The organism is Pseudoduganella sp. RAF53_2 (assembly GCF_052113985.1).
Lineage (GTDB): Bacteria > Pseudomonadota > Gammaproteobacteria > Burkholderiales > Burkholderiaceae_D > Rugamonas.
Window position 1 is genome coordinate 1 of sequence record NZ_JBFRDW010000058.1, and the last position, 15,345, is coordinate 15,345.

The window sequence follows — 15,345 nt, forward strand, 5'->3', positions numbered from 1 at the left end:
ACGATGCCCATGGCAACGACACGGCCATGGCGCTCGCAGATGGCCAGCTGTTCCTCGCCCGTGCCGAAGCATTCCAGCAGCGGCTGGACGAAATCAGGTTCCAGCAAGGGAGTGCGGGTGGTAGCCGCGTTCAGGGCCTTCCATTGTTCCGCGTGGGCGGCAAAATCGGCCGCGGGCAGCAGGCGCCAGCTCATGAAGCCTTCACTTTCTGCGCCAGAACCACGCTGCGCACTTTTTCGATCATCCAGGCCATTTCGCCTTCGCGCATCTCCTGGTGGCATGGCAGCTGGAGCACACTGCGCGACAGGTTCACGCTATTCGGGCATACCGCGGCATCCACGCCCGGCCACAGGAATTCGCCGAAGCGGATCACCGGCACCCGGTCCATCTTCAGGGCGCGGAAAACGGCCTGCGGGTTATCCACCAGCATGGGATAGACCCAGGGGTAGACATTGTCCGGCAGCGCCGGGAACAGCGGACGCACGCCTGGCAGGTCGGCCAGGGCCTGCTGCAGGCGCAGGTAATTGCGGCGGCGCAGGGCGCCCATGCGGTTGCGCGACACCACACGCAGCATGACGCGCGAAAACATGGAGGAGCGTTTGTCCAGCCAGCGCGGGTCGAAACCGAAACCGCCATCGGACGATCCCGGCGCCAGCGACTGCGCGCCCGGCTGGCGGTGCGCCTTGATCTGGGTCCACAGCAGGGACTTCAGTTTCATCGGCACCCAGGTCAGCGCGCGCAGTACACGCAGGCGGCCATGCGAGAAGCCGTCTTCCAGGGTATTGACCATGACCTTGGCTTCAAAACCCAGGCCAGCCGATTGCGGGTTGACCTTGTCCAGCGAGCGGCGCGACGACACCAGCAAGCCGCCCTCGTAAATTGGGAAGAATTTCATGCTGCTGGCAATGGCGAAGTCGCCCCAGGAGCCGAGCGGGCGTCCCTTGTGTTCACCGAGGAAGGAGTGGGCGCAGTCTTCCAGCAGCATAATGCCCTTGCTGTCGCAAAAAGCGCGCAGCGCGCTCAGGTCCTGCGGGAAGCCGAAATAATTGGTGGCCATCAGCACCTTGCAGCGGCCATCCAGCTTGGTGGCCACGTCGTCCAGATCGACCTGGGTATTCGGCTGGATGCGGTAGAACACGGGGGTGGCGCCGGCCCAGATCACCGGCTCGATCATCGAGGCGCAGTGGTAGGACGGCACCAGCACGGCGTCGCCCGGACCGACACCGGCCTCGCGCAGCGCCAGGGCGATCGCCACGCGGCCGCTGGTCACGTAGCGGCGCGGTCCGGCGTCGAGGATGGAACGCACGGGACCATGCAGGCCGCGCAGGAAGGAAGCCATGGAGAGCGGAGGGCTGATCGGCAGGTGCGAGCGCGGATAATCGTGCGCTGCGGGCGTCAAACCGCCATCGGAACGAACCTGATCGGCGGTTTCGCCGGATTTAACATCTGAAATACTGAAGTTCCCCATGGGCTCTCACTGAAGGCCGTTTCATGATTGGCATATCGAAAGTATAACCCGCGCACCGCCTGCTGGAACGCTGGAATTAATAAAACCGCAATCGGTTGCTGCCGAGTCACTATTGTTGTTGTTTTTTATACGAAAATTGTGGAATTTCAAGCAGACTTTCATGCTTGCTTTGATTGTAAAATGTTAATATTCGCGCGGGGCTTTGCCGCTCCGCACAATTTCAGCAGGACTTTTACATGATGAGTGACCTGATCCACGACTTGCTGTTCCATTCGGCACAGCGAACCCCCGGCGCCGAAGCGCTGGTCTATGGCCAGCGCCGCCTGAACTACGGCGAATTGGCCGGACTGGTGCGCAGCACCGCCTCGGCCCTGCTGGCATCCGGCCTGGAGCGGGGTGAGCGCGTGGCGGTCTACCTCGAAAAGAATATCGAAAACGTGGCGGCCATGTTCGGCGGCGCGGCGGCGGGCGGCGCCTTCGTGCCGGTCAATCCGCTGCTGAAGCCGGAGCAGGTGGCCTACATCCTGGGCGACTGCAATGTGCGCGTGCTGGTGACGTCCACCGACCGCCTGCGCCTGCTGAAGGAAGCGCTGCCCCAATGCCGCGACCTGCGCCTGATCGTGGCCACCGGCAGCGGCGAGCTGCCAGCGCTGCATGGCGTGGAAATCCTGAGCTGGGACGAGTTCCAGGCAACAGCCAACGCCGCCTTGCGTCCGCATCGCGCCATCGACGGCGATATGGCCGCCATCCTGTACACCTCGGGCAGCACGGGCAAGCCGAAGGGCGTCGTGCTGTCGCACCGGAATATGGTGGCGGGCGCGGTCAGCGTATCCACCTATCTGGAAAACACGCCGCAGGACCGGCTGCTGGCCGTGCTGCCCCTGAGCTTCGACTATGGCCTGTCGCAGCTGACCACGGCCTTCCGCGTGGGCGCGACGGCGGTGCTGATCAACCATCTGCTGGCGCGCGACGTACTGAACGCTGTGGTGGCCGAAAAAATCACCGGCCTGGCTGCCGTGCCGCCGCTGTGGATTCAGCTGGCGCCCCTGCCATGGCCGGAAGACTGCACCCTGCGCTATCTGACCAACTCCGGCGGCGCCATGCAGCGTCCGACCCTGGACGCGCTGCGCAAGGCGCTGCCGAAAGCGAAACCGTTCCTGATGTACGGCCTGACCGAAGCGTTCCGTTCCACCTTCCTGCCGCCGGATGAACTGGAGCGCCGCCCGGATTCCATGGGCAAGGCAATCCCGAATGCGGAAGTGATGGTGCTGCGTCCCGACGGCAGCGAGTGTGCGCCGGGCGAGCCGGGCGAGCTGGTACACCGCGGCGCCCTGGTGTCGCTGGGCTACTGGAACGATCCGGCCAAGACGGCCGAGCGCTTCAAGCCGATCGGCGCCCTGCATTACGGCTTGCCGATTCCGGAACTGGCCGTGTGGTCGGGCGATACGGTGCGCAAGGATGAAGACGGCTTCCTCTACTTCATCAGCCGCAACGACGAAATGATCAAGACCTCCGGCTACCGCGTGTCGCCGACCGAAGTGGAAGAAGTGGTGTACGCACGCGAACACGTGGCCGAAGCGGCCGCCATCGGCGTCAAGCATCCGGCCCTCGGCCAGGCGATTGTGGTGATTGCGCTGCCGCGCGAAGGCTCCRCCATGTCGGCGGCTGACCTGCTGGCCGCGCTCAAGCCGCAGCTGCCGGCCTATATGCTGCCGCAGAAAATCGTGATCGCCGAAGGCGCGCTGCCGCGCAACCCGAACGGCAAGATCGACCGCAAGCTGCTGTCGATGCAGTACGAGAACGTGTTTGCGGAGGGCGCATGAGCGCTGTTCGTCCGCAGCACGCAGCGTTGACTCAGTTCGAAGTGCGCGGCGACTGCCTGCACATCGGCGGCATGCCACTGGAGCGTCTGGCGCAGCGCGTCGGCCAGACCCCGTTCTACGTCTACGAACGCAAGGCGATGACGGAGCGCGTGGCTTATCTGCGCCGCTGCCTGCCGCCTGAAGTCCACCTGCACTACGCCATGAAGGCCAACCCGATGCCGGCCGTGGTTCAGCATATGGCTTCGCTGGTCGACGGCATCGACGTCGCTTCCGGCGGCGAACTGCGTGTGGCGCTGGACACCACCATGGACCCGGCCAATATCAGCTTTGCCGGTCCGGGCAAGAGCGAGGCGGAACTGTCTTGCGCCATCGCTGCGGGCATCGTGCTGAATCTGGAATCGGAAGGCGAGATGGAACGCGCCGCCGCGATCGGCCAGCGCCTGGGCATTCAGCCCAAGGTGAATGTGCGCGTGAATCCTGACTTCGAACTGAAATCCTCCGGCATGAAGATGGGCGGCGGCCCGAAGCAGTTTGGCGTGGATGCCGAACGTGTGCCGGACATGCTGAAGCGCATCGGTGAGCTGGAGCTGGACTTCTACGGCTTCCACATCTTCAGCGGCTCGCAGAACCTGAAGGTAGCGGCCCTGCAGGAAGCGCATGAAAAAACATTGGCGCTGGCCATCCGCCTGGCGCAGCACGCATCACGCCCGCTGCGCATCCTGAACATCGGCGGCGGCTTCGGCATTCCTTACTTCCCCGGCGAAGAACGTCTGGATCTGGAAGCCGTGGGCAGCAATCTGAAGCGGCTGCTGGATGAAGCACGTCCGCAACTGGCGGAAGCGCAGATCGTGATCGAACTGGGACGCTATCTGGTGGGCGAAGCAGGTGCTTATGTGTGCCGCGTGGTGGACCGCAAGATCTCGCGCGGCCAGGTGTTCCTGGTGACCGACGGCGGGCTGCATCATCATTTGTCCGCATCGGGTAATTTCGGCCAGGTGATCCGCAAGAATTATCCGGTGGTGATTGGCGCCAAAGTGGCAGAAGGCCCGCGCGAACAGGCTTCCGTGGTCGGCCCTCTGTGCACGCCGCTCGATCTGCTGGGTGACCAGATGGAACTGGGCCAGGCGGAGGTTGGCGATCTGGTGGTCGTGCTGCAGTCCGGTGCCTATGGCGTGACGGCCAGCCCGGGCGCCTTCCTCAGCCACCCCTCCGTTGTTGAAGTGCTGGTCTGACCTTCAAGTTAAGGAATCGATATGAGCGGTATCTGTGGATGGATGGGCTTTGGCGGCGATGCACCGGCCCTGATTGAATCGATGGCGCAACCGCTGGCGCGCTTTGACGGCAGCACTGTGCAAGCCCTGCATGCGCCGCGCAGTGCAGTCGCCGTGGCGGCCGCTCCGGGTAGCGCCCATGTGCATCAGCGTGACGGCTTGCTGGTCGCGGTGTGGGGACATCCGGGTGTCAGCGATCCTGTGCTGGCGGAACGCGCCGCCGCGCAGGGGCTGGCCTCCACCCTGGCTGCGATCTGGCTGCAGGGTAAAGCGGAAGCCGTGGCGCAGATTCTGACCGGCGGCTTCAGCGTCGCCATCCTCGATGAACGCAGCGGCGAAGCCATGCTGGCCGCCGACCGCATGGGCATCCAGCCATTGACCTGGCAGCTGGCCGGCGAGACGCTGGTATTTGCGAGTTCCGCCGATGCACTGATCCGCCATCCAAGCACGCCGCCGGCGCTGGATCATCAGGGCCTGTACAACTACGTCTACTTCCACATGGTGCCCTCGCCGGGCACGGTGTATCAGCACCAGCAGCGCCTGATGCCGGGCGAGTATCTGCATTACCGCCAGGGCCGCGTCGAGAACAAGCCCTACTGGCGCATGCAGTTCCAGGAAAACGGCAAGCGTTCCTTTGCGGAGCTAAAGGAAGACTTCCTGGGCCACCTGCGCAGCAGCGTGAAGGAAGCGATGGGCGATGCCAAGGTAGGCGCCTTCCTGTCCGGCGGGACCGACAGCTCCACTATCGCGGGCATGCTGACCCAGGTGGGCGGCAAGCCTGCCGATACCTATTCCATCGGCTTCGAAGCCCAGGGCTACGATGAAATGGAATACGCGCGCATCGCATCGCGCCACTTCGGCACTGCGCACCACGAGTATTACGTGACCCCGGATGACGTAGTGGCCGCCATTCCGCAAATCGCGGGCGTATTTGACCAGCCATTCGGCAACGCCTCCGCCGTGCCGGCCTTCTACTGCGCCCGCATGGCGCGCGCCGACGGCGTGACGCGCATGTTCGGTGGCGACGGCGGCGATGAACTGTTCGGCGGCAACGAGCGCTACGCCAAGCAGCATGTGTTCGCACTGTACGAGCGCGTGCCGCGCCTGTTCCGCAAGGCCTTGCTGGAACCGGCCGTGTTCAACTYCCCCGGCGGTGAACGCGTGCGTCTGCTGCGCAAGGCGCGCAGCTATATCGAACAGGCCTCGATCGCCATGCCGGCACGCCTGGAGACTTACAACCTGCTGGGCCGCTACGGTCCGCAGCAAGTGTTCACCGACGAATTCCTCGCCGCGGCCGATATCGGCCAGCCGCTCGCCAGCCTGGATAAGACCTATGGCCGCAGCGAAGCGAAATCCCTGATCAACCGCATGCTGGCGCTGGATCTGCAAATCACCCTGGCCGACAACGATCTGCCGAAAGTGATGAAGGCTTGCGAACTGGCTGGCGTGGAAGTGGCGTTCCCCTTCCTGAACGACGCCATGGTGGCTTTCTCCGCCGAGCTGACGCCGCAGCAGAAACTGAATGGCACCCAGCTGCGCTGGTTCTTCAAGGAAGCCCTGCGCGGTTTCCTGCCGGACGCCATCATCACCAAGCAAAAGCATGGCTTCGGCCTGCCGTTCGGCGTCTGGCTGCAGCAGCACAAAGCGCTGCAGGAACTGGCCACCGACAGCCTGACCGATCTGAAGGCGCGCAAAGTGGTGCGCGGCGAATTCATTGAACAGCTGGTCGGCCAGCACCTGCAGGAACACGCCGGCTATCACGGCACCATGGTCTGGGTGCTGATGATGCTGGAACAGTGGTTCCGCCAGCACGGGAGAACCGCATGAGCAGCCGGGTCGCGGTTGTCATCCCTTACTTCCAGCGTGAACCGGGGCTGCTGCTGAAGGCACTGCGCTCCGTGTTCAACCAGGAAGGCGACCCGGATCTCGACATCATTGTGGTGGATGACAGCTCGCCTGTCGCGGCTGCCGACGAACTGGCCAAGCTGCCGCCGCATGAAGCAGCGCGCGTGCGCAGCGTACGCCAGGCCAATGCCGGTCCCGCCGGTGCGCGCAATACGGCCCTCGATCTGGTCGCTGCCGGCACGGAATACGTGGCCTTCCTTGACTCGGACGACGAATGGACGCCGAACCATCTGGCCAACGCCCTGCGCGCACTGGATGCCGGCTATGACTTCTACTTTTCCGATTTCCGCCAGCCCGACCAGACGGTGGGCGCCTTCGGCCGCGCGGGCCGTCTCGATCCGGCCAGGCATGAACGCCTGTTTGCCGATGCGCCGCTGCACCGCTACCAGGGCGACATGCAGGACCAGGTCTTGCTGGGCAATGTGATCGGCACACCCACCGTGGTGTACCGCTATGCCGCGGTGCCCAGGCTGCGCTTCCGTTCCGAATATTTTTTCGCGGGCGAGGACTACCTGTTCTGGCTTGATCTCTCCGCGCTCACGCAGCGCATCTGTTTTTCCGCCGCCATCGAATGTATCTGCGGCCGCGGCGTGAACATCTTTGCCGGTTCCGGCTGGGGCACGGAACATTCCCTGATCCGCCTGCACCATGAAATGAAGTACCGCAAGGCCGTACCGCGCTTGTTCAAGTTGACGCCGCAGCAGGCGGAAGCCAACCGCAAGGTGGTGCGCGGACTGCGCAGGAGCTTTGTGGCCGATGTGCTGCATCGGCTGCGCCACCGCAAACCCTGGCGAGACGTGGCGGTGAAACAGGTGCAGGTCGATGCCCGCAGCGGCCTGTATTTCCTGCCGCTGGCCTTCTCGGTCCTGCTGGGACGATGATGCGGCGCGTCCTGGCCAGCATCCTGAACTGGAACAGCGCGGAAGCCACGCTGGAATGCGTGGACAGCCTGCTGCGCCAGCGCYTACCCGGCGGGGTTGAACTTGAGATCTGGGTGATCGACAATGGTTCGGCCGACGAGGATGGCAGGCTGCTGGAGCAAGGCCTGGCGACACGTCCCGTGCACCTGCGCCGTGAAGCGCGCAATCACGGCTTTGCGGGCGGCCACAATATCGCGCTGCAGGCCGCGCTGGCAGCGGGCGCCGAATTCGCATGGCTGGTGAACAGCGACGCCAAAGTGCCGCAGGACGATGTGCTGGCCTTGCTGCTGGCCGAGATGGATGCCGATCCCACGGTGGGCGCTGCTGCGCCGCTGCTGGCGGACCTCAATAATCCCGACAAGATCTACTACTGTGGCGCTTTCCACGATTGGGGCGCGCGCCAGAGCAAACGCCCGGCCAATGTGGAACAGGCACGCCAATGGGCCGAGCGCATGCCGATGCAGCAGTGGGTGCCCGGCACCGCCATCCTGCTGCGCGCCAAAGCCTTGCAGGCCACGGGATTGCTGGACGAGCGCATGTTCGCCTATTACGAGGATGATGAAATGGGCGCGCGCCTGTCCAGAGCGGGCTGGCGCAGCGCCGTCGCTTACGGCGCGCGCGTGCAGCACGCCATGCCGAAGCGCGAGACCGACCGCCCGCCTTACTACTTCTACCTGATGGCCCGCAATTATCTGCTGTTCTGGCACGGCGCCACGCCGCAACCCTGGCGGCGCCTGCTGTGGCTAAAGCTGCTCGACTATGCGCTGTACCACGTGTACAGCCTGCGCGCGGGCGGCCATGCGGAACGTGCGGAAGCCGCCTTGCTGGGCGTGCAGGACTTTCTCGCGGGCCGCACCGGCAGGCCGCAGCTGGAGCGGCGCGCCGGTCTGGCATTACGGCTGGCGGGTTGGATGTTGCGGCCGCAGCACCGGCGCGCATGGCGCCGGGCCAGCAGCGTTTGAGATTAGGCTGCCGCCGGCAGAGGCACGGCGCGCACAGCGTATTGGATGAAGCGCGTATCCGACAGATAGCTCGGGAAAAACTTGAAGGCCAGACGGCGCAGCAGTGACGGCGTCCACCATTCCTCATTGATCCCTTCCAGCACCTGGATCTGGTAGCCCGCCTGTTCGAACAGGCGCGGAATGCTTTTCAGCGTGAAAAAGCGCAGGTGGGTGTTGTCGCGAATGCCGGCCGGCTCGTAGCGGAAATCCTTGTCGCGCATGATGTGCAGCAGGTTCTCGATGTGGCGCAGATTGGGGATGGAAGCCAGCACCACGCCGCCGGGTTTCAGCTTGTCGCGCGCCACACGCAGGATCTGGCTCGGGTCGGGCAGGTGTTCCAGCACATCGTTGAAGACCACCACGTCGAAATAATGGTCGGGCACCGTGTCGGCGGCGAAGGGGCCGGCGATGACCTTGTCCAGCCGCGTGGCCGCGACGGCTGCCGCATCCGGGTCCAGTTCGCAGCCCCACACTTCCCCTATGCCGTTCTGCTTCAGGCCGGCGCCGAACGCACCGCGGTTGCAGCCCACGTCCAGCACGCGGCTGGCGCCCTGCGGGATGTAGCGCCGCATTTCACTGCGGGGGAAATCGCCGTAGGGCGAATCGGAAATTGCAACCATACGGAAAATCTCCTTGATTGGGGAAGCAGACATTTTGCCTGAAATGCAAGCCATACAACAAGCTATTGCCCCGCAGGCTTAGCCGTGCGACTATGCGAATGATGACAATTCTTCTAGAAATTTGACCATGGCGCAACGTATTACTTCACTGGTCCTGGCTGCATCCCTGGCAGCCTCCGCGACCCTCATCGCCGGYTGCAAGTCGGAGACTCCGGAAAGCCTGGTTGCAGAGGCCAAGCAATTCCAGGCCAAAGGCGACAAGAAAGCCGCCCAGATTCAGCTGAAGAATGCGCTGGCCAAAGATGCCGATAACGGCGAAGCGCGCTATCTGCTGGCCAAATTGTCCTTCGACCTGGGCGAGTTGCAGGCGGCGGAAAAGGAAGTGCGCCGCGCGCTCGACCTCAAATACCAGCAGGACGAATCGACGCAGCTGCTGGCGCAGATTCTGATCGCCGAGGGCGAGTTCCAGAAGGTGCTGGATGAAACCGAATTTGCCAAGCGCACCCCGGCCGTGATGGCGGCCCGCGGTGAAGCCCTGATGGGCCTGCGCAAGCTGGGCGAAGCGCGCAAGGAACTCAATGATGCGCTGGCCGCCGCGCCGGACAGCACGGAGGCGCTGACCGGCCTGGCGCGCTTGTCCGCCATGAGCCAGGACTTCGRTGCGGCGCGCCAGTTCACCGACCAGGCCATCGCCAAGGATGCGCACAACGTCGCGGCCTGGACCTTCAAGGGCGAACTGCTGCGCGCGGAACAGAAGCCGGAAGAAGCGCGCGCTGCCTTCCAGGAAGTGCTGAAGCTGGACCCCAATAACCGCAATGCCAATCTGGAATCGGCCTACCTCGATATCGTGGCCGGCAAATACGATTCGGCCCAGAGCGCGATCGATGCGGCGCGCAAGAGCGGCGGCAAGAATATCTCGGTGCTGTATATTCAGGCGGTGCTGGACTTCAGCCGCGGCAACTACAAAGCGGCTCACGACAATCTGCTGGGCGTGCTGAAAGTCGCGCCTGACCATTTGCAGAGCGTGCTGCTGTCGGGCGCCACGGATTACCATCTGGGCAGCTACAAGCAAGCCCAGCTGTCCTTGCGCAAATACCTGGATGCGGTGCCGGCCAACGTCTACGCGCGCAAGCTGCTGGCGGCAACCCTGCTGCGCACCGGCGAGCCGGCCGAAGCGGCAGCGGTGCTGAGCCCGGCCGTGAAAGAGAAAACGCCGGATGCCTCGGTGCTGGAACTGGCGGGTGAAGCCGCCATGCAGCAGCGCCAGCCTGAGCAGGCCATCATTTACTACCGCCAGGCAGTGCCGCTGATGCCGAACCGCGCGCCGCTGCGCATGGCCCTGGGCGAAGCCCTGCTGGCGAAAGGCGAYCGCGCGGGTGCCGTCGCTGAACTGGAAAAGGCCGTGGAGCTGGACCCGAAATCGGTCGGTCCGGCGGCCGCGCTGGCACGGGTCCAGATCGAGCTGGGCGATCCGGACAAGGCGCTCGCCACCCTGGCCAAGCTGGAGCAGCAATTCCCGAATGAAGCCCAGGTACAGCTGCTGCGCGGCCGTGCACTGCTGGCGAAAAAGGATTTCGCCGGCGCCCGGACGGCCTTCACCAAGGCGGTGACGCTGGCCCCGACCAGCTTTGCGGCCGTGTCCACCCTGGCCAGCTTCGAGTTCATCGAGGGCAAGCCGGACGCGGCCCGTCAGCATCTGGAAAACATGCTGAAGAAAGATCCGAAGAGCGTGGAAGCGATGACCGCGCTGGCGCGTCTGGCCGATCAGGCCGGCAAGCGTGAGGATGCCACGCGCTGGCTGGAAAAAGCCGTGGCCACCCAGCCGGACCAGCTGGCGCCTGCGTTGCGCCTGAGTGCTTACTACGTGCAGACTAATGAGGCGCCGAAGGCCATTGCCCTGCTGCGCAAGATGCAGGTGGAGAACGCGTCCGACACGGCACTGCTCGATCTGCTGGGCCGCGCACAGCTGGTGTCGGGTGACAAATCGGGCGCGCTGGAGTCGGCCAGCAAGGTTGCCGGTTTGGCGCCGAAATCGCCGCTGGCCCAGCTGCGTCTGGCCAGTGTCCACCTGCAGCTGAAGAACGAAGCCGCTGCGGCGGAAGATTTGAAAAAGGCCCTGTCCATCGATCCGAACTACGTCCCGGCGCTGCTGGCGCAAGCCGATATGGCCGTCAACAAGGGCGACTTCGACAAGGCCCTGACCATCGTGCGTAGCGTGCAGAAGAGCCTTCCCAAGGCCGCGGCCGGTTATCTGGCGGAAGGTGATTTGATGATGCTGCAGAAGAAGCCCGCCCAGGCGGTCGCGCCGTATCAGAAAGCAGTGGAATTTGCGAAGACGCCGCAAGTGCTGCTGAAGCTGACCACGGCGATGAACCTGGCCGGCAAGGGCAAGGAAGCGGACGATCTGATCGCCGACTGGCGTAAGACCCATCCGGACGATCCGTTCACCGGCCTGTATGTCGCCGAGCGCAATATCACCGCCAAGCAGTACAAGGAAGCCGCCACCCAGCTGGAAGCCGTGCTGAAAAAGCTGCCGAACAATGTGGCGGCCCTGAACAACCTGGCCTGGGTCTACCAGCAGAACAAGGATGCGCGTGCCGTACCGACCGCCGAGCAGGCGCTCAAGCTGGCTGGCGACAATGCAATGGTGATGGACACCCTGGGTTATATGCTGGTGGAGCAGGGCAAAGTCGAGCGCGGTGTGGAACTGCTCCGCAAGGCCAGCGGACTGGCGCCGGCCGCAGGCGATATCCGCTACCACCTGGCCGTGGGCCTGAACAAGGCAGGCGACAAGGCCCAGGCGCGCAAGGAACTGCAAGCGGCGCTGGCAGGCAACAAGTTCGCCCAGGCGGACGACGCGCGCGCTCTGCTCAAGACCCTGGAATAAGCTCTTCTGTAAGGCTCTCTGCCTGCTAGCGTTGCGCCGTCCCAACTGGGGCGGCGCAGTCCCCGCCTCATTCGCGGCGCCGCCCGTAATTCTGTTGTTCTGGTGAAATAATAAAGAAAAATTTGCAACTAGCCAAGCTTTGGCTATTGCTTGCCGGGCGCAGCCGTGCCACCATGGAGACGTTGATAATTTTTACATAAACGGGCTTCATCATGGCGCAACGAGTACATCAACTGGCGCTGGCTGCATTGCTGGCCGGAAGTGCTGTCATGCTATCGGGATGCCAGAAACCGGCTGCGGACCTCATGGCCGATGCCCGTTCCTATCAGCAAAAAGGCGACAAGAAAGCAGCCCAGATCCAGCTGAAGAACTTGCTGGACAAAGAGCCTGATAATGCCGAAGCGCGCTATCTCCTGGCCGATATCTCGCTGTCCCTTGGGGATGTGCAAGCGGCCGAAAAGGAAGTGCGCCGCGCGATGGCGCTGAAATACAAGCCCGACGAGAGTCTGGCGCTGCTGGTGAAGGTCCTGATGAACCAGGGCCAGTACCAGAAGGTGCTGGATGAGACTGCCAAGGTCAAGGACAAGCCCGCCATCCAGGCGATGCGCGGCGATGCCCTGATCGGCCTGCGCAAGCTGGACGATGCCAAGGCCGAGTTCCAGGCGGCCCTGAAAGCCGACCCCGACAATGCGGATGCCCTGACCGGGCTGGCCCGCGAGGCAGCCCTCAACAAGGACATCGCGGAAGCGACCCGCCTGAACGAGGAAGCGCTGACCAAGGATGCCAACAACGTTCTGGCGCTGAATCTGCGCGCCGAGCTGCTGCAGACCCAGAACAGGCCGGGCGAAGCGCGCCAAGCCTACGAGGCCATCCTCAAACTGCAGCCGGATAATCAGAACGCCCACATTCAAAAGGCCTTTGTCGAGATGTCCGAAGGCAAGCTCGATGCAGCGCAGGCCGAACTGGATGCCGCACGCAAGGGCTCGGACAAAACCCCGCCCTGGATTTACGCTCAGGCCCTGGTCGATTTTGCCAAGGGCAATTTCAAGTCCGCTCGTGACCGCCTGAATATACTGATGAAGATTGCGCCGGAACACCCGCCGGGCATGCTGCTGGCAGGCGCAACCAACTTCCAGCTGGGCTCGCTGGAGCAGGCGGAAACCTATACCCGTTCCTACGTCGAGCGTGACGGCCACAACCTGTATGCGCGCAAACTGCTGGCCGCGATTCGTCTGCGCGCCGGTGATCCGGCGCAAGCCATCATGGCGCTGGGTCCCTTCCTGGGCGCCAAGGAGGCCGACGTCGCGGTGCTGCAACTGGCCGGCGAAGCGATGACTCAGCAGAAGGACTTTGCCAAGGCGGCGGGCTACCTGCAGCAGGCCGTAACGCGTGATCCCAATAATCCCAGTTTGCATACCGAACTGGGTATGGCGCGTCTGGCCATGGGCGACCGCGCGAGCGCGATCAGCGAACTGGAACGCGGCGTGGCTCTCGATCCGAAATCCCTGCAGGCCGGGTTATCGCTGGCGCGCGCCCGCCTGTCCCTGCGTCAGCCGGACAAGGCTCTGGCTGCGGTGCAAGCGCTGGATGCATCGCACAAAGATAATGTGCTGATCCTGAACACCCGCGGCGTCATCGAACTGGCCAAGCACGATTACCCGGCTGCCAAAGCCAGCTTCGACAAGGCCTTGAAAGCTGATCCGCATTCGTTCCCGGCCTTGCTGAACCTGGCTCGCCTGGATGTGCGCGACAAGAATCTGGATGGTGCCAGCAAGCGGCTGGAAGGCTATCTGGCGACCGACAAGGACAATGTCGAGGTGATGACGGTCCTGGCCCAGTTCGCCGAAGACCGCAGCCAATGGGACCAGGCCCGCAGCTGGCTCGCCAAGGCCTCGGCGGCCAAGCCGGAGGCTTTGCAGCCGGCCCTGCGTCTGGCGCGCTTCGACCTGATTCATGGCAAACCGGCCGAAGCGGTCCTCACGCTGCGCAAGCTGCAGACCACCAATGCGGAAAACCCGGTGCTGCTGGATTTACTGAGCGGCGCGGAGCAGGCCACCGGCCAGTTGCCGCAAGCCCTGGAGACCATGAGCAAGCTGGCTGCCGTGGCGCCGAAATTCGGCATGCCGCAATACCGTATGGCGGTGATTAATCTGCAGATGCGCAATCTGCCAGCCGCCCAGCGTGCGGTGGATAAGGCCATCGCCGTCGAGCCAACCTATTATCCGGCCCTGATGATGCAGGCGGAGCTGGCGATGGCGCGTGGCGAAATCGCAAAAGTTGCGCCGATCTACCGCAATCTGCAGAAGCAGTATCCGAAGAACCCGGCTGCATTCGTCGCCGAGGGTGATCTGCAGATGAATTCCCGGCACGCGGTGCAAGCCGTGCCGCTGTTTGAGCAGGCGTTCAAGCTGGCGCCGGTCAGTGCCATCCTGGTCAAGCTGACCGATGCGATGGGCGTCGCCGGCCAGACCAAGGAAGCCGATGCGCGTCTGGCACAGTGGCGCAAGGATCATCCGAACGATCCGGAATTGTCCTTCCATGCTGCGGAAATTCATATCAGCAAAAAAGAATTCAAAGAAGCAATTGTAGAATTGGAAAGTACTGTTAAAGTACAGCCAATGAATGCTGCTGCCTGGAATAATCTCGCCTATTCTTATCAGCAGGTAAAAGACCCGCGGGCGCTCGATACCGCCGAGCGTGCCGCCACACTGGCCGGCAGCGATCCTGCTGTCCTGGACACTCTGGGCTGGCTGCTGATTGAGCAGGGGAAACTGGATCGTGGCGTGCAGGTCCTGCGCAAGGCCAGCGATATAGTGCCGCAGGCAGGCGACGTCCGTTATCACCTGGCTTTTGGCCTGAATCGTGCCGGAGATAAGACACAAGCACGCAAGGAATTACGTCTGGCGCTTGCAAATGGAAACAATTTTGTTCTCGCTGAAGACGCGCGCGCATTGCTGAAGCAAATCGAATGATCTATGATTTTTGTTGATGAGTACGGCGTCTGCGCCGCAAGCCGTACCCATTGGTATCTGCTTGCCGCACAGCCTGCAGATGCCAAGAGGAGGATAAAACCATGAATGGAAATGCCGCCCCTGTGCTGGAAGGCGAGCCGGTTCGGCACGCCTCCAGCGACTCCCATGCGCGCGCCACACTGGATGACCAGCTTCCGGAAAATATGGAAGATCTGGTTACCGATGAGAAATCTTTTGGTATACGCATGATCGATACAGTCGAAGGCCGCAGTAAGGCCAGCCTGCTCATCAACAAAATGTACGCCTGGCGTGGTTACGCCGGGACGCACAAGCTGACTGACGATCCGAATCGCATTACGTTGACAGCCAGCAACCAGGGCGAGGTCGTCGGTACGCTGACCCTCGGGCTGGATTCTCCGATCGGCATCATGGCCGATGAAATTTTCAAGGAAGAAGTCGATGCTTATCGGGCCCAGGG

Annotated in this window: 10 protein-coding genes and 1 pseudogene; 8 read left to right on the forward strand and 3 right to left on the reverse strand. The window is 63.2% G+C overall.

The window, feature by feature from the left end; genetic code table 11:
- Together AB4Z11_RS05760 and AB4Z11_RS05765 are read right to left on the reverse strand one after the other, a co-directional pair.
- Nucleotides 1-194: pseudogene (locus tag AB4Z11_RS05760) on the reverse strand (GNAT family N-acetyltransferase); the annotation flags it as partial.
- The gene (locus AB4Z11_RS05765; RefSeq protein WP_442023332.1) at nt 191-1,468 is read right to left on the reverse strand and encodes an aminotransferase class I/II-fold pyridoxal phosphate-dependent enzyme; all 1,278 of its coding nucleotides are present in this window, start codon (nt 1,466-1,468) and stop codon (nt 191-193) included. The gene AB4Z11_RS05765 and the pseudogene AB4Z11_RS05760, both read right to left, overlap by 4 nt.
- 239 nt (nt 1,469-1,707) lie before the next feature.
- Between AB4Z11_RS05765 and AB4Z11_RS05770 the strand changes: the two genes are divergently transcribed.
- From AB4Z11_RS05770 to AB4Z11_RS05790, 5 genes are read left to right on the forward strand one after another with little or no spacing between them, the layout of a single operon-like run.
- Nucleotides 1,708-3,291: an acyl-CoA ligase (AMP-forming), exosortase A system-associated gene (locus tag AB4Z11_RS05770; protein WP_442023348.1), complete on the forward strand. Its 1,584-nt coding sequence runs from the start codon at nt 1,708-1,710 to the stop codon at nt 3,289-3,291.
- Nucleotides 3,288-4,523: a pyridoxal-dependent decarboxylase, exosortase A system-associated gene (locus AB4Z11_RS05775; RefSeq protein ID WP_442023334.1), complete on the forward strand. Its 1,236-nt coding sequence runs from the start codon at nt 3,288-3,290 to the stop codon at nt 4,521-4,523. The genes AB4Z11_RS05770 and AB4Z11_RS05775 overlap by 4 nt, the downstream gene beginning before the upstream one ends.
- A gap of 21 nt (nt 4,524-4,544) precedes the next feature.
- Nucleotides 4,545-6,389 (forward strand): asparagine synthetase B family protein, encoded by a 1,845-nt coding sequence (locus AB4Z11_RS05780; protein ID WP_442023336.1) that lies wholly within the window; start codon nt 4,545-4,547, stop codon nt 6,387-6,389.
- Nucleotides 6,386-7,348: a glycosyltransferase family 2 protein gene (locus AB4Z11_RS05785; RefSeq protein ID WP_442023338.1), complete on the forward strand. Its 963-nt coding sequence runs from the start codon at nt 6,386-6,388 to the stop codon at nt 7,346-7,348. The genes AB4Z11_RS05780 and AB4Z11_RS05785 overlap by 4 nt, the downstream gene beginning before the upstream one ends.
- Nucleotides 7,345-8,349, forward strand: a complete 1,005-nt coding sequence (locus AB4Z11_RS05790; protein ID WP_442023340.1) for a glycosyltransferase — start codon at nt 7,345-7,347, stop codon at nt 8,347-8,349. Before AB4Z11_RS05785 ends, AB4Z11_RS05790 begins: the two co-directional genes overlap by 4 nt.
- Nucleotides 8,350-8,351: 2 nt before the next feature.
- Here AB4Z11_RS05790 and AB4Z11_RS05795 read toward each other — a convergent pair whose 3' ends face one another.
- Complete coding sequence (locus AB4Z11_RS05795) at nt 8,352-9,008, reverse strand: class I SAM-dependent methyltransferase (protein WP_442023341.1); 657 nt, start codon at nt 9,006-9,008, stop codon at nt 8,352-8,354.
- Nucleotides 9,009-9,135: 127 nt separating this feature from the next.
- On the opposite strand from AB4Z11_RS05795, the gene prsT (AB4Z11_RS05800) reads away from it, so the two are divergent.
- The 3 genes from prsT (AB4Z11_RS05800) to AB4Z11_RS05810 all read left to right on the forward strand — a co-directional run.
- Complete coding sequence (prsT, locus tag AB4Z11_RS05800; RefSeq protein ID WP_442023343.1) at nt 9,136-11,895, forward strand: XrtA/PEP-CTERM system TPR-repeat protein PrsT; 2,760 nt, start codon at nt 9,136-9,138, stop codon at nt 11,893-11,895.
- Nucleotides 11,896-12,107: 212 nt separating this feature from the next.
- Nucleotides 12,108-14,867 carry an XrtA/PEP-CTERM system TPR-repeat protein PrsT gene (prsT, locus tag AB4Z11_RS05805; RefSeq protein WP_442023345.1) on the forward strand — a complete coding sequence of 920 codons (2,760 nt, stop codon included), beginning with the start codon at nt 12,108-12,110 and terminating at the stop codon, nt 14,865-14,867.
- A gap of 101 nt (nt 14,868-14,968) precedes the next feature.
- Nucleotides 14,969-15,345 (forward strand): N-acyl amino acid synthase FeeM domain-containing protein (locus AB4Z11_RS05810; RefSeq protein WP_442023346.1); only part of this gene is annotated, 377 nt, incomplete at its 3' end.